Origin of the sequence: Pseudomonas sp. R3-18-08 (assembly GCF_003852065.1) — a bacterium.
Taxonomy (GTDB): Bacteria; Pseudomonadota; Gammaproteobacteria; order Pseudomonadales; family Pseudomonadaceae; genus Aquipseudomonas.
Genome location: NZ_CP027729.1, coordinates 3,566,292 through 3,590,276 on the forward strand (window position 1 = coordinate 3,566,292; position 23,985 = coordinate 3,590,276).

Sequence of the window (23,985 nt, forward strand, 5' to 3'; positions counted from 1 at the left end):
AATAAAAAGCGCCAAACCTAATAAAAATAAGACGAAACGACTCTGACATAACAAAAACAACACGGCAGAGACGCAGCTAACAGATTTTTTTGGAGAAGATGTGCTTCGCAGGGTACGGCATGCCGAAACCCGCAACCGGTCAGAGAAAAATAAAACTACCTCAGGTAGCTGCCCACTGGTTGGATCGTTTACGAAGAAGCAGATCAGCGTTCAAAAAAATACGTTTGCTCTTGACCCCGGATGGGGGTCGCCAAAACAGCGGTAAAGGGTAACGGTTGCCAAAAACAACAATAGACCGCCCCTCAATAATAAAAAAAGAGCACGCAACGATAAATTAAAGGGGACCTTCGGGTCCCCTTTGTGCTTTCTGGCTGATCGTTCCCACGCTCTGCGTGGGTACGCTTCCTGTGACGCTCCGCGTCGCGCCAGCCGCCGCACGTTTCGGCTACTGCGCTAAGGTGACGCAGAGCGTCAGGGGCTGCATTCCCACGCAGAGCGTGGGAACGATCTAGCGTGTTTGCAGCTCTTCAATCGAGATTTCGCGCATGCGGAATTTCTGGATCTTGCCCGTCACCGTCATTGGAAACGCGTCTACGAACTTGAAGTGCCTGGGCATCTTGAAGTGCGCGATGCGGCCCTTGCACCAGGTTTGCAGTTCCAGTTCGCTCGCCACATGGCCTGGGTGAAGTTTGATCCAGGCGACAATTTCCTCACCATAGCGCTCATCGGGAATACCGATGACCTGCACATCGGCCACTGCCGGATGGGTGAAGAAAAACTCCTCAAGCTCGCGTGGATACACGTTCTCGCCACCGCGAATGATCATGTCCTTGTTGCGCCCGGCGATGCACACATAGCCATGCTCGTCCATGGTCGCCAGGTCACCGGTGTGCATCCAGCCCTCCGCGTCGATAGCATCGCGGGTGCCCTCGGGGTTGTTCCAGTAGCCGAGCATTACGCTGTAGCCGCGCGTGCACAGTTCGCCTGTCTCACCGCGTGGCACCGTGTTGCCGTCAGCGTCGATGATCTTGTTTTCCAGCTGCGGCTGGGTGCGGCCCACGGTGGTCACGCGGCGTTCCAGGTCGTCATCGGCGCCGGTCTGCAACGACACCGGGCTGGTTTCGGTCATGCCATAGGCGATCTGCACTTCACTCATGTGCAACTGGCCAATGACGCGGCGCATCACCTCGATCGGGCAGGTCGACCCGGCCATGATCCCGGTACGCAGGCTGGATAAGTCGAATTCGCCAAGGCGCGGGTGATCGAGCAGCGCAATGAACATGGTCGGCACGCCATACAAGCCCGTGGCGCGTTCTTCGGCGACGGCGGTAAGCGTGAGCAGTGGGTCGAAGCCGTCATTGGGGTAGATCATGGTGGTGCCGTGGGTGATGCAGCCAAGGTTACCCATCACCATGCCGAAGCAATGGTAAAGCGGCACCGGGATCACCAGGCGGTCGTGCGCCGTAAGGCCAAGGCTTTGGCCGACCATGTAGCCGTTATTGAGAATGTTGTGGTGACTGAGGGTAGCGCCCTTGGGGAAACCGGTGGTGCCGGAGGTGTACTGGATATTGACCGGTTGGTCGGCGTGCAGGCCGGCTTGGCGAGCGTGCAGTTGTTCAGGCGCAACCTGCGCCGCCAACGCCGACAAGTGTGACCAAGGCAGAAATCCTGCGGGCGGGTCGGGGTCGAGACTGACGATGGCGCGCAGGTCGGGCTGGAGCGCTTGCAGCATGGCGTGGTAATCGGAGGTCTTGAACGAACCGGCGCACACCAGCCACGCGCAGCCGGATTGCTTGAGCACATATTCCAATTCACTGCTGCGGTACGCCGGGTTGATATTGACCAGGATCACCCCGAGCTTGGCGCTTGCCACCTGGCAGATCAGCCATTCGGCGCAGTTGGGCGCCCAGATACCCAGGCGGTCGCCGACCTGCATCCCCAGGGCCATGAACGCGCGGGCATGCACGTCCACCGTCTCGGCCAGTTGCTGCCAGGTGTAGCGGCAATCCTGATGACGCACCACCAGCGCTTCACCCTCGGGATAGCGTGCGACAGTCCGATCAAAGGCCTGGCCAATGGTCTCGGCCAGCAAGGTCTTGTCCTGGGAGCCACGGCTGTAGCTCAGGTTCGGTTGATCCATAACGGCCCCTGTTGTCTTTTTTGTAGGTTGACGTAAACGTAAACTACGATTGACAGCGCCCCAACGCAAGCTTACGTTAACGTAAAGGTGAGCGCCCTCCTCCGCGCCTCGCCGACACAACAACAAAAGCTCACATTAAGGTGCCTGTCCATGAGTTACCCGTCCCTGAACTTCGCCCTCGGTGAGACCATCGACATGCTGCGCGACCAGGTGCAGGCCTTTGTGGCCAAGGAAATTGCTCCCCGCGCTGCCCAGATCGACATCGACAACCTGTTCCCCGCCGACCTGTGGCACAAGTTCGGCGATATGGGCCTGCTGGGCATCACCGTGCCGGAAGAGTACGGCGGTGCCGGCCTGGGTTACCTGGCGCACGTGGTAAGCATGGAAGAAATCAGCCGTGGCTCGGCCTCGGTGGCGTTGTCGTATGGCGCTCACTCCAACCTGTGCGTCAACCAGATCAACCGCAACGGCAGCCACGAACAAAAACTCAAGTACCTGCCCAAGCTGATCAGCGGCGAGCACATCGGCGCGCTGGCCATGAGCGAGCCGAACGCCGGCTCCGACGTGGTCTCGATGAAACTGCGCGCCGACAAGCAGGGTGACGCTTACGTGCTCAACGGCAGCAAGACCTGGATCACCAACGGTCCCGATGCCCACACCTACGTGATCTACGCCAAGACCGACCTGGAAAAGGGTGCCCACGGCATCACCGCGTTCATCGTCGAGCGTGACTGGAAAGGCTTCAGCCGCAGCAACAAGTTCGACAAGCTGGGCATGCGCGGCTCCAACACCTGCGAGCTGTTTTTCGATGACGTGCACGTCCCCGAGGAAAATATCCTCGGCGTGCTCAACGGCGGCGTCAAAGTGCTGATGAGCGGCCTCGACTACGAGCGCGTGGTGCTCTCCGGCGGCCCCACCGGCATCATGCAGGCCTGCATGGACCTGATCGTGCCCTACATCCACGACCGCAAGCAGTTCGGCCAGAGCATCGGCGAATTCCAGCTGATCCAGGGCAAGGTCGCCGATATGTACACCCAGCTCAACGCCAGCCGCGCCTACCTTTACGCGGTGGCCCAGGCCTGCGAGCGCGGTGAAACCACGCGCAAGGATGCGGCCGGGGTGATCCTCTACAGCGCCGAGCGCGCCACGCAAATGGCCCTTGATGCGATCCAGATCCTGGGCGGCAACGGCTACATCAATGAATTCCCCGCCGGGCGCCTGCTGCGAGACGCCAAGCTGTACGAAATCGGCGCCGGCACCAGTGAGATTCGACGGATGTTGATCGGTCGCGAACTGTTCAACGAGACGAAATAAATTTCGTCAGCGGCAAGTGACAAGCTTCAAGTGGCAAGAGGACGGTGCTCTTGCTTCTAACTTGTAGCTTGTGGCTCGAAACTTAAAGCTGCTACGGAGTAGCCCATGCTTCTACACACCCAGCTCAACCCACGCTCGGCGGAATTTATCGCCAACAGCGCGGCGATGCGCCAACAGGTCGACGCGCTGCACAACCTGCTCGCCCAGGTCCAACAAGGCGGCGGCGCCAAGGCCCAGGAACGCCACACCTCACGCGGCAAGCTGCTGCCGCGCGAGCGCATCGATCGCTTGCTCGACCCGGGCTCGCCGTTCCTCGAACTGAGCCAGTTGGCCGCCCATCAGGTGTATGGCGAAGACGTGCCGGCCGCCGGCGTCATTGCCGGCATCGGCCGCGTGGAAGGCGTCGAATGCATGATCGTCGCCAATGATGCCACCGTCAAAGGCGGCTCCTATTACCCGCTGACCGTCAAAAAACACCTGCGCGCCCAGACCATCGCCGAGCAGAACCGCCTGCCGTGCATTTACCTGGTGGACTCCGGCGGAGCCAACCTGCCGCGCCAGGACGAAGTGTTCCCGGACCGCGAGCACTTCGGGCGAATCTTCTTCAACCAGGCCAATATGAGCGCCCAGGGCATCCCGCAGATTGCTGTGGTGATGGGCTCGTGCACGGCCGGTGGCGCGTATGTGCCGGCCATGGCCGACGAAGCGATCATGGTGCGCCAGCAGGCGACCATCTTCCTCGCCGGCCCGCCGCTGGTGAAGGCCGCTACCGGCGAGGTGGTCAGCGCCGAAGACCTCGGCGGTGCCGATGTGCACTGCAGGATTTCCGGCGTGGCCGACCACTATGCCGACAACGATGAACACGCCCTGGCCCTGGCCCGTCGCAGCGTGGCCAACCTCAATTGGCGCAAGCTGGGCGAGTTGCGCCAACGTCCGCCAGTGGCGCCGCTGTACAGCAGCGAAGAGCTTTACGGCGTGATCCCGGCCGATGCCAAGCAGCCGTTCGACGTGCGCGAAGTGATCGCCCGGCTGGTGGACGGTTCGGTATTCGATGAGTTCAAGGCGCTGTTCGGCACCACCCTGGTGTGCGGCTTTGCGCATGTGCACGGCTACCCGATTGCGATCCTGGCGAACAACGGGATTCTGTTCGCCGAGGCCGCGCAGAAAGGCGCGCACTTTATCGAGCTGGCCTGCCAACGCGGCATTCCACTGCTGTTCCTGCAGAACATCACCGGCTTCATGGTCGGCCAGAAGTACGAAGCCGGCGGTATCGCCAAGCATGGCGCCAAGTTGGTCACGGCGGTGGCCTGTGCCAAGGTGCCGAAGTTCACAGTGATAATCGGCGGCAGTTTCGGCGCCGGTAACTACGGCATGTGCGGTCGCGCCTATGACCCACGTTTCCTGTGGATGTGGCCCAACGCACGCATCGGCGTGATGGGCGCCGAACAGGCGGCGGGCGTGCTGGTGCAGGTCAAGCGCGAGCAGGCAGAGCGCGCAGGCTTGGCATTCAGTGCCAGCGATGAAGCGGCGATCAAGCAGCCGATCCTCGACCAGTATGAAACTCAGGGCCACCCCTATTATTCCAGCGCACGCTTGTGGGATGACGGCGTCATCGATCCGCTGCAGACCCGCGACGTGCTGGCCCTGGCGTTGTCCGCCGCGCTGAATGCCCCTATCGAGCCGAGCCGCTTCGGCGTGTTCCGCATGTAACCTGTAGGAGCGAGCTCGCTCGCGAAAAACGTCCAGTCAACGCGTGCATCCTGGATACCCGCGTTATCGTTGACGACCTTCGCGAGCAAGCTCGCTCCTACAGGAGGCCTCTCATTTTCATGGAGCTTCTTGCATGAGCGATTTCAACACCCTCGAACTGATCACCGACAGCCGTGGCTTCGCCACGCTGTGGCTCAGTCGTGAAGCCAAGAACAACGCGTTCAACGCCCAGATGATCCGCGAACTGATCATCGCCCTCGACCAGGTACAGGCCGACCCGGCCCTGCGCTTTCTGGTCCTGCGCGGGCGCGGCAAACACTTCAGCGCCGGCGCCGACCTGGCCTGGATGCAGCAGTCGGCCGAGCTGGATTACCACACCAACCTGGACGACGCCCGTGAGCTGGCCGAGCTGATGTACAACCTGGCCAAGCTTAAAATCCCTACGCTGGCGGTGGTGCAGGGCGCGGCCTACGGCGGCGCGCTGGGCTTGATCAGTTGCTGCGACATGGCAATTGGCGCCGATGACGCGCAGTTCTGTCTGTCGGAAGTGCGTATCGGCCTGGCGCCAGCGGTGATCAGCCCGTTCGTGGTGCAGGCCATCGGTGAACGTGCGGCCCGCCGCTATGCCTTGACGGCCGAGCGGTTTGGCGGCCAGCGCGCGCGCGACATCGGCCTGTTGGCGGAAAGCTACCCGGCCGACACGTTGGACCAGCGCGTGGATGAGTGGGTCGCCAACCTGCTGCAAAACAGCCCGGCGGCGATGCGCGCCAGCAAAGACCTGTTGCGTGAAGTGGGCAATGGCGCCCTCACCCCGGCGCTGCGCCGCTACTGTGAAAACGCCATCGCGCGTATCCGGGTAAGTGTCGAGGGCCAGGAAGGCTTGCGCGCCTTTCTGCAAAAACGCACGCCAAGCTGGCAATCCAGGGAGCCGCGCCCATGAGCACACTCACTACCGTGCTGGTCGCCAACCGGGGCGAAATCGCTTGCCGGGTCATGCGCACCGCCAAGGCGATGGGGCTGACCACCGTGGCCGTGCACAGCGCAATCGACCGCGATGCCCGGCACAGCCGCGAAGCGGATATTCGCGTCGACCTGGGCGGCAGCAAGGCCACTGACAGTTACCTGCAAATCGACAAACTGATCGCCGCCGCCCACGCCAGCGGCGCCCAGGCGATTCATCCGGGCTACGGCTTCCTCTCGGAAAACGCCGGGTTCGCCCGGGCCATCGAGGCAGCGGGCTTGATCTTCCTCGGCCCGCCCGCCTCGGCGATCGACGCCATGGGCAGCAAGTCGGCGGCCAAGGCGCTGATGGAAACCGCTGGCGTGCCGCTGGTGCCGGGTTATCACGGTGAGGCCCAGGACCTGGAGACCTTCCGCGAGGCCTGTGCGCGCATCGGTTACCCCGTGCTGCTCAAAGCTACGGCCGGCGGTGGCGGCAAAGGGATGAAGGTGGTCGAGGATGTCAGCCAGTTGGCGCAAGCCCTGGCCTCGGCCCAGCGTGAGGCCGTGTCGTCATTTGGCAACGGGCAGATGCTAGTGGAGAAATACCTGCTGCAACCGCGCCATGTGGAAATTCAGGTGTTTGCCGATCAACACGGCAACTGCCTGTACCTCAATGAGCGCGATTGCTCGATCCAGCGGCGTCATCAAAAGGTCGTGGAAGAAGCCCCCGCGCCGGGGCTCGGCAGCGAACAGCGCAAGGCCATGGGCGAAGCGGCGGTCCGCGCGGCGCAGGCGATTGGCTATGTGGGCGCGGGGACGGTGGAGTTTCTGCTGGATGCGCGCGGCGAGTTTTTCTTCATGGAGATGAACACGCGCCTGCAAGTGGAGCACCCGGTCACCGAGGCGATTACCGGCCTTGACCTGGTGGCCTGGCAGATTCGCGTGGCCCAGGGCGAGGTGCTGCCGATCACTCAAGCTCAGGTACCGCTGATGGGGCATGCGATCGAGGTGCGGCTGTATGCCGAAGACCCGGCCAATGACTTCCTGCCCGCAACCGGACGATTGGCGGTGTACCGCGAGCCCAACCCCGGTCCGGGTCGGCGCGTGGACAGCGGCGTCGAGCAAGGCGACAGCGTTTCGCCCTTCTACGACCCGATGCTCGGCAAGTTGATTGCCTGGGGCGAGGACCGTGAGCAGGCGCGGCTGCGCTTGCTGAGCATGCTCGACGAATGTGCGGTGGGCGGGCTCAAGACCAACCTGGGCTTTCTGCGGCGCATCATTGGTCATCCGGCCTTTGCCGCGGCTGAGCTGGATACCGGATTCATTCCACGCTATCAGCATGAACTGCTGCCAGCGGCCGGCGCGCTGGACGATGAGTTCTGGCAGGCAGCGGGGTCGGCTTTCATGCAGAGCCTGCCGGCCGGTGACGGGCCGTGGGCAGACACCCGGTGCTTTCGTGCGGGGCTGCCGGCGCAGGTCTCACTGCATCTGAGCTGTAACGGGCAGGATCGCCTGGTCACACTGGCCGGGCAATCGTCGCAGCTCACCGGCGAGCAACTGGTGATCGAACACCAGGGCGTGCACCGCTCCCACCTGGCCGTGCGCGATGAAGGCACGGTGTATCTGCGCTGGGACGGCGAGATGCAGGCGGTCAGCCTGTTCGACCCGATTGCGGCGGCCGAGGCCAGCCACTCCCCTCAAGGCGGCCTCACCGCGCCCATGAACGGCAGCATCGTGCGCGTGCTGGTAGATGTCGGTCAACGCGTCGAAGCCGGCGCGCAACTGGTGGTACTGGAAGCAATGAAGATGGAACACAGCATCCGCGCACCTGAGGCGGGTGTGATCAAGGCGCTGTTTTGCCAGGAAGGCGAGATGGTCGCCGAAGGCAGTGCGCTGGTGGAGCTGGAAACGGCGGACTAGAACTTCGCCGTGGCTTGCACGACGACGCCAAGGATGCGGCACTCGTCGGTGAACAGCAGCTTGGGATAGGTGGGATTGAGCGGCGCCAGGTAAAGCTGGCCGCTGTCTGCCTGCAACTGGCGAAAGGTCGCCTGAGGGTTGTCGAGCCATTGCGCAACCACCAGTTTACCGGGCTCGGCTTCAATAGCCGGGTCGACCAGGATCAGCATGCCTGCGCTGATGCTCAGACCACTGGGCGCGGTCATGGCGTCGCCGACCACCGGCAGCCAGAAGGCGTCGCCGTGGGCATGGTAATCCGTCAATTCGAAACGTGCCGGCCCATAGCTGGCGCGTTCTTCGCGCAGCTCGCACACGCCGTTCCAATCGCTGACCGGGTAGCGAAAGTACGGGTTGTGGTGGTGCTCCAGTGCCGCCTTGGTGTCCGCCCTCTCGCGAATCTCCAGCGCGACCTCCAGGTAGCCCAGCCCCAGTTCCGCCAGTACCCGGTTCATGTCCGCCAGGCTCGGCACGCGGCGCTTGTTGAGCCAGTGGCCGACGCCGCCCTGGGACATGCCCAGGCGCTCCGCCAGTTCATCCTGCGTGACCTTGCGGTCTTTCATGTTGGCTCGCACCAACGCTATCCAGTTATCCATGGCGCTGACAATACGTTGCGTATTTTCCAGGGCAATAAACAGTTTGTAGTAATCCATAAAACGACATAAATACGATACGTACTATCATCGACATAAGGTTTTCGACACCCACCTGGAGTACCGCCTCTTATGACGACGAGCCCGTATCATCTGCCTGAAACACCCGAACACACTGACCTGCATGACATGCGCGGCAGCGGCGCTGCCCAGCGCGCGCTGGACTATTACTTGAAAGAAGATATGTCTGCGCGAGACGTGGACGAGGCCTTTTTCACCATCAAGCCAGGCATCAGCCAGGAAGAAGCGCTGGTGCATGCCTCTGACCTGCTGCGCAGTGCTGCGGCAACGGCCTACGAATCGGCGAGCAGCCATCAAGGCAATCATCGCGACCTGGCGTTTTCGGTGGTTTACTTGATTGATATGGCGAAAGCGATGGTGGAGCGGTCGTTGCGAGCGACTGAGGCGCAGGCGAACATTTAAAGGACGTGCACGAAAAAATTTCTATCGAGCGGATAAAAACATTTGACTTGCAAATGATAATGATTATTATTGGACCCAGCTGATCGCGAGATCAGTCGATAGACCAAGAGACCTTAGGTCGGACTCTTGGAATATCTCCTCATCAGGCTAATCACGGTTTTTGACCCGGCTCTTGGCCGGGTCTTTTTTTTGCCAGTTTTTCCTGGCGTGGCTTCAGGCTAATGAAGACTGTGTGCTGCTTGATGGCGCGCATGGTAGCAAAAGCCCATCGCGAAAAGAAAGGCGCAGCACCGCTCTAGCCCGGATCTTTGCGATTTAGCGCTTGAGAATCAATCTCACAAACCCTAAGCTGCGGCGGCGTCACGGATGACGCCCCCCTCCCCCGTGCAACAATTTTGCTTCCAGAATGTACCTACCGCCTGTGTAAGATAGCCGCCACATCCTCATATTCAGGCAACCAGACTATGACCGTGGCCTTGACCTCCATCAAGATCAGCACTGCTTTCGACAGCGGCAATATCCAGGTCCTGGATGCCAGCGATGCCTACCAGCTATTGCTGGCCATCAAGCCCGACACTCGTAGCCAGCACTACCAGTGGTTCCACTTCAAGGCCGAAGGCATGCACGTGGGCCACACTCACACGTTTCGCCTGAGCAACGCGGGCCGCTCGTCTTACAAGCATGCCTGGAGCGGCTATAACGCCGTGGCGTCCTATGACCATGTCAATTGGTTCCGCGTGCCGTCGCGCTTTGACGGCGAAATCCTGCATATCAGCCTCCAGACCCGGGAAAAACACGCGTGGTTCGCCTACTTCGAGCCTTATAGCCGCGAACGCCACGACTGGTTGATCGAGCAGGCCCTGAAGTACGCTGGCGTCAAGCTATTGGCCACCGGCAAGAGTGTCGAGGGGCGCGATATCCAACTGCTGCGCCGTGGCAAAGGCGGCGAAGGTCGCCGCAAGGTCTGGATCATCGCCCAGCAACATCCCGGCGAACACATGGCCGAATGGTTCATGGAAGGCGTCATCGAACGCCTGCAACAGGAAGGTGACGCCGAGCTGAAAAAGCTTCTGGCGGTGGCCGACCTGTACCTGGTGCCGAACATGAACCCCGATGGCGCGTTCCATGGCCACCTGCGTACCAACGCCATGGGCCAGGACCTCAACCGCGCCTGGCAGAGCGCCAGCCAGGAGCTCAGCCCGGAAGTGCTGTTCGTGCAACAGCAGATGGAAAAACACGGTGTCGACCTGTTCCTCGATATCCATGGCGACGAAGAAATCCCCTACGTCTTCACCGCCGGCTGCGAAGGCAATCCCGGTTACAGCCCGCGTATCGAAGCCTTGGAAAACCGTTTCCGCAGCCACCTGAGCCACCTGACCCGTGACTTTCAGACCACCCACGGCTACACCCGCGACCTACCCGGCGAAGCCAATATGACCCTGGCCTGCAATGCGGTGGGTGAGAAATACGACTGCCTGTCACTGACCCTGGAGATGCCCTTCAAGGACAATGACGACGCACCCAACCCGAAAACCGGTTGGTCCGGCGATCGCTCCAAGCAGCTGGGCAAGGATGTGTTGAGCAGCGTGGCCGATATCATCGGCCACGTGCGTTAACGCTCGGTCAGTGTTTGGTGCCGGTCATGCTTTGCAGCACGCCGTCACGGCGGATCAACCCATGAAACAGCGCGGCCGCCAAATGCACCAGCACCGTCAGGAACAACAGGTAGGCGAGATAACCGTGGGCCTTGCGTAATAGCGCAAACAACGGCGCATTCGCCGAGACCAGTGCCGGCAGTTGCACGGCACTGCTGAGCATCACCGGGTCGCCGGCGGCCGAAATCATTGCCCAGCCCAGCAACGGCAACACCAGCATCAACCCGTACAAAACCACGTGAGAAGCCTTGGCCGCCAACACTTGCCACAGCGGCAAGTCCGCCGGCAGCGGCGGTTGGCGCGTGGAAAAACGCACCACCAGCCGCACGATGACCAGCGCCAGAATGGCGATCCCCAGCGGCTTGTGCAGGTGAATCAACCACTCGTGGCGCTCGGAAACCGACGCCGCCAGCCCCGCGCCGATAAACAGCATGGCGATGATCATCAGCGCCATCAGCCAGTGCAGCAAACGCGCCAACGGGGCGAAAAACCTTGGTTGAACATTCATGGCTTCGACTCCTGGGAGGCACTGTGCAACGGGCCGACTTCACCGGCACGCCGCAGGTAGGAACTGGCATAGGCGGCTGAACGTGCAGCCAGCAGCGGGTCATTGGAGGCCTCGATACCGCTGGGCAGGATCAGCGGGTCGAAGTTGATATCGCGGCAATCGCCGTCGGCTTGTGGCTGGCTGCTCTGCAACACCAGGGTGCCGGCATTGAGCACTTTGTGTTCACCGGTCCAGGTCTTGCTGGCGTCATCCAGCGGGTCGCCGGGGTTGGCCAGTACCATGTTCAATTGCCACTGCAGCGGCCCGGCAGCCAGGCGCTGCACCAGGTCTTTTTCCAGGAAGTCGCCGCCCTCGGGCGCGGTATCTCCGGCGGCGTCGCGGCTCTGTGGCACCACGGCCCAGCGCACGGCCTGGCGCTTGCCGTCGGCGCTCACCAGGTAAAACGCGTTGATGCCGTTGTAGGTTTCGGTCGCGTAACTGGCCGATGGCTTGGCGGTTTTAACCCACGCCAGGAACGCTGCGGTCTCCGGGTGTGCGGCAAAAAACGCCGGCATGCTCGAAGGGTTCGGCTTGCCGGTGGCGGGGTCCGGCGCGCCGGCCTTGAGCAATTGGTAGAACGCCTCGGGCGTGCCCACCGGGAACACCGGCATGCTGTTCATCCCGGTGCGCCACTGCTGGCCGTTGGCCTGGCTGAATTGCACGGCAAAACTGCGGATCGGCACGCTGCTGTCCGGTGCATAAGGGTTGCCGCTGGGCAAGGCAAACCGCCCGATCACCGGGGTTTTCGCCTCGTTGAACAGCTGGGCGCTGGAGTAGGCGCGCACCTCGGGACTGCTCTGGAAGTACCCGGCCACGCACACGCCCTTGGCATGGTTACGCCGAAACCCCGGGTGCACACCGTTATTGGTTTCCAGGGCATTGACCAGGGTTTTTGGCCGCAGGCGTTGTGGGTCGAGGGTGCCGTTGACGTAGGCAAATGCCCCGGCAACAACAGCAACCACGGCGCCAATACCTGCAAGCCGCGCGATCAGGCTCGCAGTGCTCAACGCAGGACGAGGCGGTGAAGAGTGATCTACCATGCATGAACTCCAGGGCCAGAGGCCTTAGGGGGTAAAACATAAGGTCGGAACACTAAAGACGCACGCCAACAGGCTCTATTCCCTGGCCGCGTTTATTTTTCAACCCATGGAATAACCTTGAGCGCCGGACGTCTCCCTAGTCCCAGCGTAGCGACCAGCCAGCTCCCCATGCATGAACTCGACGAACAGTTACGTGAACTCATCCCCAGGCTGCGGCGCTTTGCCGTGTCCCTGACCCGTAACGCCAGCAGCGCCGACGACCTGGTGCAGGCCACCCTGGAACGGGCGATCATCGCGTGGGCCGACAAACGCATCGAAGGCGACCTGCGCGCGTGGCTGTTTTCGATCCTCTACCGGCAATTCCTCGATGCCCACCGGCGCAGCCGCCGCTACGCCCGCATGCTCGAATTCTTCACCGGCCGCGACGATGCGCAGCCCTCGGTGGAGCGTACGGTGATGGCCCAATTCACCCTGCAAGCCTTCGACCGGCTCACTACCGAGCAACGCGCCCTGCTGCTGTGGGTATCGGTCGAAGGCTTGAGCTACAAGGAAGTCGCCGAAATACTCGACGTGCCCATCGGTACGGTGATGTCGCGCCTGTCCCGCGCCCGCCAGGCCCTGCGTCAACTCAGCGATGGCGAAATTGCTAGCCCTTCCCTGCGGATACTCAAATGATCAGCCTGCCCCCCAGCGAACGCGACTTACACGCCTACGTCGATCACCAATTGCTCGACAGTGATCGCCGGGCACTTGAAACCTGGCTGGCGAGCCACCCCGATGTGGCCGCCCAGGTGCATGCGTGGCAACAGGATGCGCAATTATTGCGCGCCTCTTTAAGCGGTGCCCTGCAACAGCCGGGTAACCCGGCATTGGACCCGGCGCTGATTCGCCAGCGCATCAAGCGCCAGTCCCGCCGCCACCTCGCCACTGCCGCGCTGCTGCTGATTGCCGTCAGCCTCGGCGGGATGGGCGGCTGGCACGCCCGCGACGTCGCCCAGCCAGCGCTGCTGCCGATGGCCGATGCCATGCAGGCGTATCGCTTGTTTGCCCAGGACGGCATCATGCCCGCCGACTACAGCGCCCAGGATCGCAACACGATGCAAGCCTGGCTCGACCGCTATTTCAACCAGGCCCATCGCTTGCCCGACTTGAGCCAGGCGGGGTTCACCCCGGTCAGCGGGCGCCTGCTCACCACCGACCAAGGCGCGGCAGCCATGGTGTTGTACGAAGACGCGCAAGGACGGCGTATCAGCTTCTACATTCGTCCGCCAGGCCCGAACAACGGCTTCCTGCCCCGTGGCAGTCGCAGCGCCGACGGTTTGCAGGCCGACTACTGGTCGGGCGGCGGGTACAACTATGCGATGGTCAGCCCGGTGGATCAGGCCGCTGCGCCGCAAATCAGGTTCTAGACGCCCATGTCCGGGCGGCTATGCACCGCCTTCTCTATTGGTCAAATCGCATCAGGCGCCCTAAAGTAAGCGACCTACGCAACAACGAGTGAGCTGTATTGGCCGTGCTTTCCCTGATCCGCCGCCTGTTGGGCAACACCCATCGCGTTTCGCACGCCTCGCCTGTTCCGGCGTTTTTCCACGACAAGGCCCGGCAACAGGGCTACACCCTCAGTGCCGGCCAGGTGCAGGCAATTGCAGCCATGGCCCGCGAGGCCCAGCACCTGCTCGATGGCCGACCCACGCGCAGCCTGTACCTGCACGGCCCGGTAGGGCGTGGCAAAAGCTGGCTGCTCGACGGTTTTTTCCAGGCGCTGCCAATTACCGCCAAGCAGCGCGTGCACTTCCACGACTTTTTTGCCGAACTGCACCGGGGCATGTTCCGGCACCGCGAGCGGAACGACGCGCTGGCCGTCACCCTCGACGAACTGCTGGCGGGCTGCCGCGTGCTGTGTTTCGACGAGTTCCATGTGCACGATATCGGCGATGCCATGCTTATCAGCCGCTTGTTCCAGGCCTTGTTCCGGCGCGGTGTGCTGGTACTGGTGACCTCCAACTATGCGCCCGAGGGCCTGCTGCCCAATCCGCTGTACCACCAGCGCTTCAAGCCGGTGATCGATCTGATCGCTGCGCGCATGGACGTGCTGGAAGTCAGCGCTCCCGAGGATTTTCGCCGCCTGCCCCAAGCGCATGCCGAGCAGCGCTTCAGCACTGGCCAGTACGTCTGGCCCGGCAGCGTGGCGCAACGTGCGGCGCTTGGCCTGCCCGCCGCCGATAGCCCGGCGCTGCCCTTGGTCGTCGGCAACCGGCAGTTACAGTGCCGCTGGCGTGAAGCACGAAGCATCGCCTTCACCTTCAACGATCTGTGCGAACAGCTCACCGCCGTGATGGATTACCTGCTGCTGTGCCAGGACTTCGATCACTGGGTCATCGACGGCCTGCCCCGCCTCGCCGACTGCCCGATTGCCGTGCAGCAACGCTTCATCAACCTGATTGACGTGCTCTACGACCGCGACAAACAGCTGATCCTGATCGGTGAACACCCCCTGGAGCACGCCTTGAGTGGCGAGGCCATCGACCTTGCCCGCACCGCCAGCCGCCTGGGGCAATTGCACGTGAGCAGCGTGCAACCGGCGCCCGACCCGGTATCATGAGCGCCTTTTCACGCCACCTTGCCGAGTGACCGCGCCGTTGATCAATACCCTCGCCCAACTCAAGGCCGGCCAATTGGCCGGTGCGACACGCCTGGACCTGGCCTGCGGGCTGACTGAATTTCCCCGGGAAATCTTCGAACTGGCCGACTCGCTGGAAATCCTCAACCTCACGGGCAACGCCTTGAGCAGCCTGCCCGACGACCTGCACCGCCTCAAACACCTGCGCGTGCTGTTCTGCTCGGATAACGCTTTCACCGAACTGCCGGCATGCCTGGGCCAGTGCGCCGCGCTGAGCATGATCGGCTTCAAGGCCAACCAGATCCGCCACGTGCCCGCCGCCGCCCTGCCGCCGCAGTTGCGCTGGCTGATCCTCACCGACAACTGCATCAGCCAGCTGCCCGACGAACTCGGCCAGCGCCCGCTGCTGCAAAAGCTGATGCTGGCCGGCAACCAACTGACGCACTTGCCGCCCAGCCTGGCCCAATGCGAAAACCTCGAGCTGATCCGCATCGCGTCGAACCGCCTGACGCACCTGCCGCACTGGCTGCTGACGCTGCCCAGCCTGACGTGGCTGGCCTATGCCGGCAACCCGGTGGAAATGGCCGTGAACGTGGCCGGCGACGACGAGACAGCGAATATTCCCTGGGCCGAACTGGAACTGGGTGACGTACTCGGCGAAGGCGCCTCGGGGATTATCCGCAAGGCCTTGTGGAAGCCCCGCGCGTTACCCGTCGCGGTCAAACTGTATAAAGGCACGATCACCAGCGACGGTTCGCCGCTACACGAAATGCAAGCGTGCATAGCCGCCGGGCTGCACCCCAACCTGATCAGGGTGCAGGGGCGCATCGTCGACCACCCCGGCGATCAGGCCGCGTTGGTGATGGACCTGATCGATCCGAGCTACCGCAACCTCGCGGCGTTACCGAGCCTGGCGTCCTGCACGCGGGATATCTACGAACCGAGCCTGCGCCTGAGCCTCGACGTGGCGCTGCGCATGGCCCGCGACATCGCCTCGGTGGCGGCGCACCTGCACCGGCACGGCATTACCCATGGCGACCTGTACGGCCACAATATTTTGTGGAACAGCGCGGGCGAGTGTTTATTGGGGGATTTCGGCGCGGCGTCGTTTCATGCCACGGCGGACACCCTCGAAACCAGGGCGTTGCAGCGCATTGAGGTACGCGCGTTCGGGGTGTTGTTGGGGGAGTTGCTGGAGCGGGTTGATACGAAGATCGCTGCCGAACTGGAACAGCTGCAAACACGCTGCTGCCAGCCCGATGTGCTGGCGCGCCCAAGCTTCGAAGATATCGAAGCCGTACTGCAATCTTTCCAACACCACTAACCCAATGTGGGAGGGGCGGTGCGACGATTCGACTTGCCCCCGATGGCGGAGTATCAGCCACGCTGTCCGTGTCTGACCCACTGCTATCGGGGGCAAGCCCCCTCCCACATTTTGACCCCATGCATCCAGATAAGAATCAGCCCGCCAGACCGACGAACATATCCTGCACATCATCGTGGTTGTCCAGGCCTTCCAGGAAGGCTTCGACTTCCGCCATCTGCTCCTCGCTCAAGCCGGTCACCGGGTTCTTCGAGATGTAGCCCAACTTGGCCGACAACACAGTGAACCCCTGCTCCGGCAAGGCTTTCTGCACCGCATCCAGGTCGGTGGTTTCGGTGATGAACAGGCTGGTGCCAGCTTCTTCGCCGTCTTCGAAATCCTGGGCGCCGGCTTCGATGGCGGCCATTTCCGGGTCAGCGTCCGGGGTGTCCGGCGATGCTTCGATCAGGCCGACGTGGTTGAAGTCCCAGGCCACCGAGCCGGAAGCGCCCAGTTGCCCCTTGCGGAACGCCACGCGGATTTCCGCCACGGTGCGGTTGATGTTGTCGGTGACGCACTCGACGATCAACGGCACCTGGTGCGGGGCGAAACCTTCGTAGGTCACGCGGTGGTACTGCACGGTTTCACCGAGCAGACCGGCGCCCTTCTTGATTGCGCGGTCCAGGGTTTCCTTGGGCATCGAGGCCTTCTTGGCCTGCTCCACCACCAACCGCAGGTGGGCGTTGGTCGAGGTGTCCGCACCGTTGCGGGCGGCGATGGTGATTTCTTTCACCAGCTTGCCGAAAATCTTGCCCTTGGCATTGGCTGCCGCTTCTTTATGTTTGACTTTCCACTGTGCGCCCATGACTCACTCTCTACTATCCATGGCGCCGAAACGTCTACTGGCCGGCGCTTTGGGGGCAGAGTTTATAGCGCAGCCACGCATCGTTCCACCAAAAAACCCTCAAGGCGCCAATTCGAAAAACGCCTGGATCAAGCGCAGCGACCGGCGCCGCTCCAGGCAGCCGAGACTGTGCCGGTTCAGCAGGCCATCGCCGAGGATCGGCACGGCGTGTACGCGCGGGTCCTGGCTGACCTCCATCGACGACACCACCCCCACGCCCAGCTCGGCGGCAACCGCTTCGGTCACCGCTTCCCGGCTGTCGAGTTCCAGCAGCACCCTGGGCCGCACATGGGCGGCCAGGCACGCGTCGTCAAAGGTACGCCGAGTGATGGAGCTGGGCTCGCGCAGCACCATGATCACCTCGTTCAACTGCGCCAGTTCAATGCCCTCGGCCTGCGCCGCCCACGGATGCGCGGCCGGCACCAGCGCGCAGATACGCGACTCGCCCAAGGGTTGCAGGTGCAGGCCATTGCGCGGTTCCACTTCGGTCAGCACCGCCACGTCTGCATGCTCCGACAACAAGGCCGCGAGGGTTTCCTGGGCATTGCCCAGGCGCAGGTTCACCGTTATCCCCGGATAGCAGGCCCGCAAGCGGGCGATCATCGGCATCACCAGATGCGGGCCGTCCGCCGCCACTTCCAGGCGGCCGGTGAGCAATTGGCGGTTGGCTTCAAGCATGGCCTGCGCCTCGTCGACCAGACCGAAGATCGCGCGGGTAATCGCCGCCAGGCGCGCGCCCTCTTCGGTCAACTCCACCCGCCGCGCGGTGCGGCGCAGCAAGGGAATCTGGTAGTGCTCTTCCAGGGCTTTGATATGCCCGGTCACCGCCGGCTGGCTGATGAACAGCCGAGCTGCCGCCCGGGTAAAACTGCCCTCGCGGGCCACGGCATCGAATGCGCGCAGTTGGAACAGGTTCATAGCTATCGGCCTCACTGATAGCTCGCATAACAACAAACAATTTGATTGATGACAAGCCAAACTGCAATTTAGGCGCCGTAGAGTCGACCCGTTGTTTTACGAGGAGCCAAGATGAGCACCGCCACGCCAATCCTGCTGACCCCCGGCCCCCTGACCACGTCAAACCGCACCCGTCAGGCGATGATGGTGGACTGGGGTTCATGGGATGAGCGTTTCAACCAACTCACCGCCAGCGTGTGCGAGCAATTGCTGGCGATCATCCAGGGTGCCGAGCGTCATCATTGCGTGCCGTTGCAAGGCAGCGGCACCTTCGCCGTCGAAGCCGCCATCGGTACCCTGGTGCCGCGCAACGGCAAGGTGCTGGTGCTGGTCAATGGCGCCTACGGCAAGCGTCTGGCGAAGATCTGTGAAGTGCTTGGCCGTGCATTCAGCACCTTTGAAACCCAGGAGGACGAACCCACCGCCGCCGCCGATGTGGACCGCCTGCTGCACGCCGACACCGCCATCACCCATGTCGCGCTGATCCACTGCGAAACCAGCACCGGCATCCTCAACCCGCTGGCGCAGATCGCCGAGGTGGTCAAACGCCACGGCAAGCGCCTGATCATCGACGCCATGAGCTCCTTCGGCGCATTGCCGATCGACGCCCGCGAAGTGCCGTTCGACGCGCTGATCGCTGCCTCCGGCAAATGCCTGGAAGGCGTGCCGGGCATGGGGTTTGTCTTCGTCGAAAAAACTGCGCTGGCCGCCAGCCGAGGCAACTGTCACTCCCTGGCGATGGACCTGTTCGACCAGCATCACTACATGGCCCAGACCGGCCAGTGGCGCTTCACCCCGCCCACCCACGTGGTCGCTGCCCTGCACGAAGCGCTGCTGCAATACCACGAAGAAGGCGGCCTGCCCGCCCGCTATCAACGCTACGCCGCTAACTGCCAGACACTGCTGGACGGCATGGCCGAACTGCACCTGCGCAGCTTCCTGCCAGCAGCGATCCAGGCACCGATCATCGTCACCTTCCACGCACCGAAGGACCCGCGCTACCAGTTCAGGGAGTTCTACGAACGGGTCAAGGCCAAGGGTTTCCTCCTGTATCCGGGCAAATTGACCCAGGTCGAGACCTTCCGCGTGGGCTGCATCGGCCAGGTCGATGCCGCAGGCATGCAGGCCGCCGTCAACGCCATTGCCCAAGTGCTGCAAGACATGGACGTGCTGGACATCTAATTTCCCCTTTACCGACAGGATCTGCACCATGAACTATCAAAACCCCACCACCCTCCAGGCCGTCATCCTCGATTGGGCCGGCACCGTGGTCGACTTCGGCTCGTTTGCGCCCACGCAGATTTTCGTCGAGGCCTTCGCCGAGTTCGGCGTACAGGTTTCCATCGAAGAAGCCCGTGGCCCGATGGGCATGGGCAAGTGGGACCACATCCGCACGCTCTGCAACCAGCCGCAGGTTGCCGAACGCTACCGCCAGGCGTTCGGCCGCACGCCCACCGACGCCGACGTAACGGCCATTTACCAGCGTTTCATGCCGTTGCAGATCGAGAAAATCGCCGAACACTCGGCGCTGATCCCCGGCGCCCTCGATACCCTCGCCGGGCTGCGCGCGCAAGGTATCAAGATAGGATCCTGCTCCGGCTACCCCAGGCAAGTGATGGACAAGGTGGTCGCCCTGGCTGCCAGCAACGGTTATGTCGCCGACCACGTGGTCGCCACCGACGAAGTCCCCAATGGCCGCCCGTGGCCGGCCCAGGCCCTGGCCAATGTGATCGCGCTGGGCATTGACGATGTGGCGGCGTGCGTGAAGGTCGACGACACCGTGCCGGGCATACTGGAAGGCCGCCGCGCAGGCATGTGGACCGTGGCGCTGACCTGCTCCGGCAACGCCCTGGGCCTGACCTACGAGCAATTTCGTGGGTTGGACAGCGTCACACTGGCCAGCGAGCGCCAGCGAATCGAAGCGCTGTTCGAAGGCTCACGCCCGCACTACCAGGTGGACACCATTACCGAGCTGCCCCAGGTGATCGCCGATATCAATGCGCGCTTGGCGCGTGGGGAAATGCCGCAAAGCGACTGACAGAGGTCAAGGCAACCGCATTCGCAACGGGCGAAGCGCTTGAAACAGGCATACAGTTACCCTACTCCGTCAAAGAACGGAGGCATGCCCTGACAAGTGAGGAACCCAGTAATGCCGTGGAAAAATTCCGATACACGCTACAGCACCATGTCGATTGCGTTGCACTGGTTGATGGTGGTGCTGCTGGCGGTGGTTTACGCCTGCATTGAACTGCGCGGGCAGTTCCCCAAAGGCAGCGGCGCACGCACGCTGATTGTAGAAATGCACTTCATGCTTGGCCTCAGCGTGTTCGTGCTGGTGTGGTTGCGCCTGTTCGCGCGCAGCCTGGGCGTTGCACCGAAAATACTGCCGCAGCCGCCGCAATGGCAGAGCCTGCTGGCAACCCTGATGCACGCTGCGCTGTACGCCCTGATGATCGGCATGCCGATTGCCGGTTGGCTGATCGTCAGTGCCGAGGGGCATTCGGTGATGTTCTATGGGATGGAATTACCGCCGCTGATTGGCGAGAACAAGGCATTGGCCAAGCAGATCGAAGGCTGGCATGTGTGGTTCGGCAAGGCGGGCTATTGGCTGATCGGGCTGCATGCATTGGCGGGGATCTTTCATCATTATGTGCTGCGCGATAACACGGCACTGCGCATGATGCCGGGCCGCAGCGTTCGCTGAGCTAGGCGTTGAAGCCTCGGCGGCCTTGCAAGCCGCCAGTGTGAATGAAGATCAACCGAGTGCCGGCCGCAAACCGTCCGGCGTCGATCTGCTGCTTCAGCGCCAGCAGCGCCTTGCCGGTGTAGAGCGGCTCCAGGGGTATGCCACACGCCTGTTGCGTGCTGTCGATGAATTCGAGCAATAGCGGGTCGACGCTGGCAAAGCCGCCACGGCTGGCGTCAAGCAAGTGGTAGCCGTGCTGCACGATGGCATTGACGTTCTGCGCCACGCCGTGATCAGCCGGCACCGCCATCGCCCCGTACACCGCATGCGCGCCCGCCTCGGCCAGCGCCAGGCCGGCCAGGGTGGTGCCAGTGCCGGCCGCCAGCCACCAGGCGTCGTAGTCGGCCCAGCCCAGGTTCGCCAATTGCGCCCGCGCCTGTTCGAGCAATACCGCGCAACCCAACGCTCCAGTCAATCCGCCACCGCCTTCGGGCACCGGGTACAAATGCGGATACTGCTCATGCCAAGGCAACCAGAACCCCGGCGCATGCCGCTCGCGATAACCGCCATAGCCCAGCCAATGCAGGTGCATGCCGAAGGCTTTCAGGTCGAGCACGGTGGGGGTGTCTTGGGCATGGCCGCGCAACAGGCCGACGGTGGCGAAGCCAAAGCGCTTGCCCGCCGCCGCCAGTGCGTGCAGATGGTTGGAGTAGGCCCCGCCGAGGCTGATGATGCCGCTGGCGCCGGCCTGTTGCGCCTGGGCCAGGTGGCCGCTGAGCTTGAACCATTTGTTGCCGCTGATCAGCGGGTCGATACGGTCCAGGCGCAGTACGGCCAACTCGACGCCCTGCAGCCAGTCCAGTCGCACGGGTTCAAGGGGAGCCTGGGGGAGCCAGTCGAAAGGACCCATGAGGGCGCATCTGCCTGAAAAAAGAGCGGCAGTCTACCACCGCTCCTGTGCTTCACAGCGTCTGTGCTTCAAAGCTCGGCGGCGAGACGCGAGCCCTGGTTGATGGCGCGCTTGGCGTCCAGTTCGACCGCCACATCGGCACCGCCAATCAGGTGCACATGCTGCCCGGCGGCGACCAGGCCGTCGTGCAGTTCGCGCAGCGGGTCCTGGCCGGCGCAGATGACGATGTTGTCCACCGCCAGCACCTGGGGCTCGCCCTCGGCGCCGATGCGGATGTGCAGGCCGTCATCATCGATCTTCAGGTATTCGACGCTGTTGAGCATCTGCACCTGTTTGTTTTTCAAGCCGGTGCGGTGGATCCAGCCGGTGGTCTTGCCCAGGCCGTCGCCGACCTTGGACGCCTTGCGTTGCAGCAGGAATACCTCACGCGCCGGTGCATGCCGCTCGGGCTTGATCCCGGCGACACCGCCACGGGCCTCAAGCTGGGTGTCGATGCCCCACTCCTTCCAGAACGCTTCACGGTCCAGGCTGGTAGACACGCCCTGATGCACCAGGAATTCCGACACGTCGAACCCGATGCCGCCAGCGCCGATCACCGCCACACGCTTGCCCACCGGCTTGCGCTCGAGGATCACATCCAGATAACTCAGCACCTTGGCGTGTTCCACACCGGGGATCGCCGGGGTACGCGGCGCGATACCGGTGGCGAGGATCACCTCGTCATAACCGCCCGCCACCAGTTGCGCCACGTCGACACGGGTGTTGAGGCACAGCTCGACATGGGTGGTCTGCAATTTGCGCTTGAAGTAACGCAGGGTTTCAAAGAACTCTTCCTTGCCCGGCACACGCTTGGCGATGTTGAACTGGCCGCCGATCTCGCTGGCGGAATCGAACAGCGTCACCTGGTGGCCGCGCTCGGCGGCCACCGTTGCCGCCGCCAGGCCTGCGGGGCCGGCACCGACTACCGCGATTTTCTTGATCTGCTTGACCGGCAGGTAATTAAGCTCGGTTTCATAGCACGCCCGCGGGTTGACCAGGCAAGTGGTCAGCTTGCCGCCGAAGGTGTGGTCCAGGCACGCCTGGTTGCAGCCGATGCAGGTGTTGATCTCGTCGGCGCGCCCGGCCGCGGCCTTGTTGACGAACTCCGGGTCGGCAAGAAACGGCCGCGCCATGGAGACCATGTCGGCATCGCCTTCGGCGAGGATCTGCTCGGCGACTTCGGGGGTGTTGATGCGGTTGGTGGTGATCAACGGGATCTGTACCGCCCCGCGCAATTTGGCGGTGACCTTGCTGAACGCCCCGCGCGGCACCTTGGTGGCGATGGTCGGAATGCGCGCTTCATGCCAGCCGATGCCGGTGTTGATCAGGGTCGCACCGGCCTGCTCGATGGCCTTGGCCAGCTGCACGACTTCGTCCCAGACGCTGCCGCCCTCGACCAGGTCGAGCATCGACAGGCGGAAGATAATGATGAAATTCGGGCCTACCGCTTCACGCACCCGGCGCACGATTTCCACGGCCAGGCGCATGCGGTTTTCAAAGCTGCCGCCCCAACGGTCGGTGCGGTGGTTGGTGTGGGCGGCGAGGAACTGGTTAATGAAGTAGCCTTCAGAACCCATGATTTCCACGCCGTCGTACTCGGCGACCTGGGCCAGCAGCGAGCAGGTGACGAAATCCTGGATCTGCTTCTCGATGCCCTCCTCGTCCAGCTCCTTGGGCTTGAACGGGTTGATCGGCGCCTGGATCGCGCTCGGCGCCACTTGCTTGGGGCTGTAGGCATAACGCCCGGCATGCAGAATCTGCATGCAGATCTTGCCACCGGCGTCGTGCACGGCCTGGGTGACGATCTTGTGTTTTTGCGCTTCTTCGTCGGTGGTCAGCTTGGCCGCACCGGCATACACGCCGCCTTCATCGTTCGGGCCGATGCCGCCGGTCACCATCAGGCCGACGCCGCCACGGGCACGCTCGGCGAAGTAAGCCGCCATGCGCTCGAAACCGCCGGGCTTTTCTTCCAGGCCAGTGTGCATGGAGCCCATCAGGGTGCGGTTGCGCAGGGTGGTAAAACCCAGGTCCAACGGGGCCAGCAAATGCGGGTAGGCAGCAGCGGTCATGGTACAGCTCCACAACGGATCATCACGGGACGTGGAGGGCTCGAATGGCACCCCATCGGTTTATGTCCCACAGACTAAGAGTCGATCACCTACCGCTCAATGACTGAAACTGACAAG

The 23,985-nt window shown here is 62.7% G+C and carries 21 protein-coding genes; 13 read left to right on the top strand and 8 right to left on the bottom strand.

All coding sequences use genetic code 11. The features are described from left to right. Window positions 1–508: 508 nt before the first annotated feature. Window positions 509–2,140, bottom strand: a complete 1,632-nt coding sequence (locus C4J92_RS16300) for an AMP-binding protein (protein WP_124404586.1) — start codon at window positions 2,138–2,140, stop codon at window positions 509–511. A gap of 150 nt (window positions 2,141–2,290) precedes the next feature. Between C4J92_RS16300 and C4J92_RS16305 the strand changes: the two genes are divergently transcribed. The 4 genes from C4J92_RS16305 (at window position 2,291) to C4J92_RS16320 (ending at window position 8,026) form a co-directional block, all read left to right on the top strand. After that, on the top strand, window positions 2,291–3,454 hold the full coding sequence (locus C4J92_RS16305) for an isovaleryl-CoA dehydrogenase (RefSeq protein ID WP_124404587.1): 1,164 nt from the start codon (window positions 2,291–2,293) through the stop codon (window positions 3,452–3,454). Window positions 3,455–3,559: 105 nt separating this feature from the next. Then, window positions 3,560–5,164 carry a carboxyl transferase domain-containing protein gene (locus C4J92_RS16310; RefSeq protein ID WP_124404588.1) on the top strand — a complete coding sequence of 535 codons (1,605 nt, stop codon included), beginning with the start codon at window positions 3,560–3,562 and terminating at the stop codon, window positions 5,162–5,164. Between the two features lie 133 nt (window positions 5,165–5,297). Then, the gene (locus tag C4J92_RS16315; protein ID WP_124371123.1) at window positions 5,298–6,104 is read left to right on the top strand and encodes a gamma-carboxygeranoyl-CoA hydratase; all 807 of its coding nucleotides are present in this window, start codon (window positions 5,298–5,300) and stop codon (window positions 6,102–6,104) included. Then, complete coding sequence (locus C4J92_RS16320) at window positions 6,101–8,026, top strand: acetyl/propionyl/methylcrotonyl-CoA carboxylase subunit alpha (RefSeq protein WP_124404589.1); 1,926 nt, start codon at window positions 6,101–6,103, stop codon at window positions 8,024–8,026. The genes C4J92_RS16315 and C4J92_RS16320 overlap by 4 nt, the downstream gene beginning before the upstream one ends. On the opposite strand, the gene C4J92_RS16325 is transcribed toward C4J92_RS16320, so the two are convergent. After that, a complete protein-coding gene (locus C4J92_RS16325; protein ID WP_124368983.1) occupies window positions 8,023–8,658 on the bottom strand; it encodes a LexA family transcriptional regulator in 636 nt (211 codons plus the stop codon). The two genes, C4J92_RS16320 and C4J92_RS16325, sit on opposite strands and share 4 nt — an antisense overlap. A 129-nt stretch (window positions 8,659–8,787) precedes the next feature. Between C4J92_RS16325 and C4J92_RS16330 the strand changes: the two genes are divergently transcribed. After that, window positions 8,788–9,138 carry a DUF6124 family protein gene (locus C4J92_RS16330; RefSeq protein ID WP_124404590.1) on the top strand — a complete coding sequence of 117 codons (351 nt, stop codon included), beginning with the start codon at window positions 8,788–8,790 and terminating at the stop codon, window positions 9,136–9,138. Window positions 9,139–9,602: 464 nt separating this feature from the next. Beyond that, window positions 9,603–10,754 (top strand): M14-type cytosolic carboxypeptidase, encoded by a 1,152-nt coding sequence (locus tag C4J92_RS16335; RefSeq protein ID WP_124404591.1) that lies wholly within the window; start codon window positions 9,603–9,605, stop codon window positions 10,752–10,754. A gap of 7 nt (window positions 10,755–10,761) precedes the next feature. Here C4J92_RS16335 and C4J92_RS16340 read toward each other — a convergent pair whose 3' ends face one another. Next, the gene (locus C4J92_RS16340; protein ID WP_124404592.1) at window positions 10,762–11,301 is read right to left on the bottom strand and encodes a cytochrome b; all 540 of its coding nucleotides are present in this window, start codon (window positions 11,299–11,301) and stop codon (window positions 10,762–10,764) included. Then, window positions 11,298–12,380, bottom strand: a complete 1,083-nt coding sequence (locus C4J92_RS16345) for a catalase family peroxidase (protein WP_124404593.1) — start codon at window positions 12,378–12,380, stop codon at window positions 11,298–11,300. The genes C4J92_RS16340 and C4J92_RS16345 overlap by 4 nt, the downstream gene beginning before the upstream one ends. Window positions 12,381–12,548: 168 nt before the next feature. Here C4J92_RS16345 and C4J92_RS16350 point away from each other — a divergent pair, with 168 nt between their 5' ends. From C4J92_RS16350 to C4J92_RS16365, 4 genes are all read left to right on the top strand, one after another. Beyond that, window positions 12,549–13,055, top strand: coding sequence for an RNA polymerase sigma factor (locus C4J92_RS16350; protein WP_124404594.1), 507 nt, complete (start codon window positions 12,549–12,551; stop codon window positions 13,053–13,055). Then, window positions 13,052–13,789: an anti-sigma factor gene (locus tag C4J92_RS16355; protein ID WP_124404595.1), complete on the top strand. Its 738-nt coding sequence runs from the start codon at window positions 13,052–13,054 to the stop codon at window positions 13,787–13,789. The genes C4J92_RS16350 and C4J92_RS16355 overlap by 4 nt, the downstream gene beginning before the upstream one ends. Window positions 13,790–13,887: 98 nt before the next feature. After that, window positions 13,888–14,982 (top strand): cell division protein ZapE, encoded by a 1,095-nt coding sequence (gene zapE / locus C4J92_RS16360; protein ID WP_124404596.1) that lies wholly within the window; start codon window positions 13,888–13,890, stop codon window positions 14,980–14,982. Between the two features lie 40 nt (window positions 14,983–15,022). Continuing rightward, a complete protein-coding gene (locus tag C4J92_RS16365) occupies window positions 15,023–16,324 on the top strand; it encodes a protein kinase (RefSeq protein ID WP_124405820.1) in 1,302 nt (433 codons plus the stop codon). Between the two features lie 136 nt (window positions 16,325–16,460). On the opposite strand, the gene C4J92_RS16370 is transcribed toward C4J92_RS16365, so the two are convergent. Continuing rightward, window positions 16,461–17,168: a YebC/PmpR family DNA-binding transcriptional regulator gene (locus C4J92_RS16370; RefSeq protein WP_124367488.1), complete on the bottom strand. Its 708-nt coding sequence runs from the start codon at window positions 17,166–17,168 to the stop codon at window positions 16,461–16,463. Window positions 17,169–17,267: 99 nt separating this feature from the next. Next, window positions 17,268–18,125 (bottom strand): LysR substrate-binding domain-containing protein, encoded by an 858-nt coding sequence (locus C4J92_RS16375; protein WP_124404597.1) that lies wholly within the window; start codon window positions 18,123–18,125, stop codon window positions 17,268–17,270. 111 nt (window positions 18,126–18,236) lie between these two features. Between C4J92_RS16375 and C4J92_RS16380 the strand changes: the two genes are divergently transcribed. The 3 genes from C4J92_RS16380 to C4J92_RS16390 all read left to right on the top strand — a co-directional run bounded on the left by C4J92_RS16380 (window position 18,237) and on the right by C4J92_RS16390 (window position 20,868). Beyond that, complete coding sequence (locus C4J92_RS16380) at window positions 18,237–19,346, top strand: 2-aminoethylphosphonate--pyruvate transaminase (RefSeq protein ID WP_124404598.1); 1,110 nt, start codon at window positions 18,237–18,239, stop codon at window positions 19,344–19,346. Window positions 19,347–19,374: 28 nt separating this feature from the next. Beyond that, complete coding sequence (phnX, locus tag C4J92_RS16385; RefSeq protein ID WP_124404599.1) at window positions 19,375–20,202, top strand: phosphonoacetaldehyde hydrolase; 828 nt, start codon at window positions 19,375–19,377, stop codon at window positions 20,200–20,202. A gap of 111 nt (window positions 20,203–20,313) precedes the next feature. Next, a complete protein-coding gene (locus C4J92_RS16390) occupies window positions 20,314–20,868 on the top strand; it encodes a cytochrome b (protein ID WP_124371133.1) in 555 nt (184 codons plus the stop codon). Window position 20,869: 1 nt separating this feature from the next. On the opposite strand, the gene C4J92_RS16395 is transcribed toward C4J92_RS16390, so the two are convergent. Both C4J92_RS16395 and C4J92_RS16400 read right to left on the bottom strand, forming a co-directional pair. Then, entirely contained in the window at window positions 20,870–21,760 is an 891-nt protein-coding gene (locus C4J92_RS16395) for a 1-aminocyclopropane-1-carboxylate deaminase/D-cysteine desulfhydrase (protein ID WP_124404600.1), read from the bottom strand. 68 nt (window positions 21,761–21,828) lie between these two features. Next, window positions 21,829–23,868: an NADPH-dependent 2,4-dienoyl-CoA reductase gene (locus C4J92_RS16400; RefSeq protein WP_124404601.1), complete on the bottom strand. Its 2,040-nt coding sequence runs from the start codon at window positions 23,866–23,868 to the stop codon at window positions 21,829–21,831. Between the last annotated feature and the right edge of the window lie 117 nt (window positions 23,869–23,985).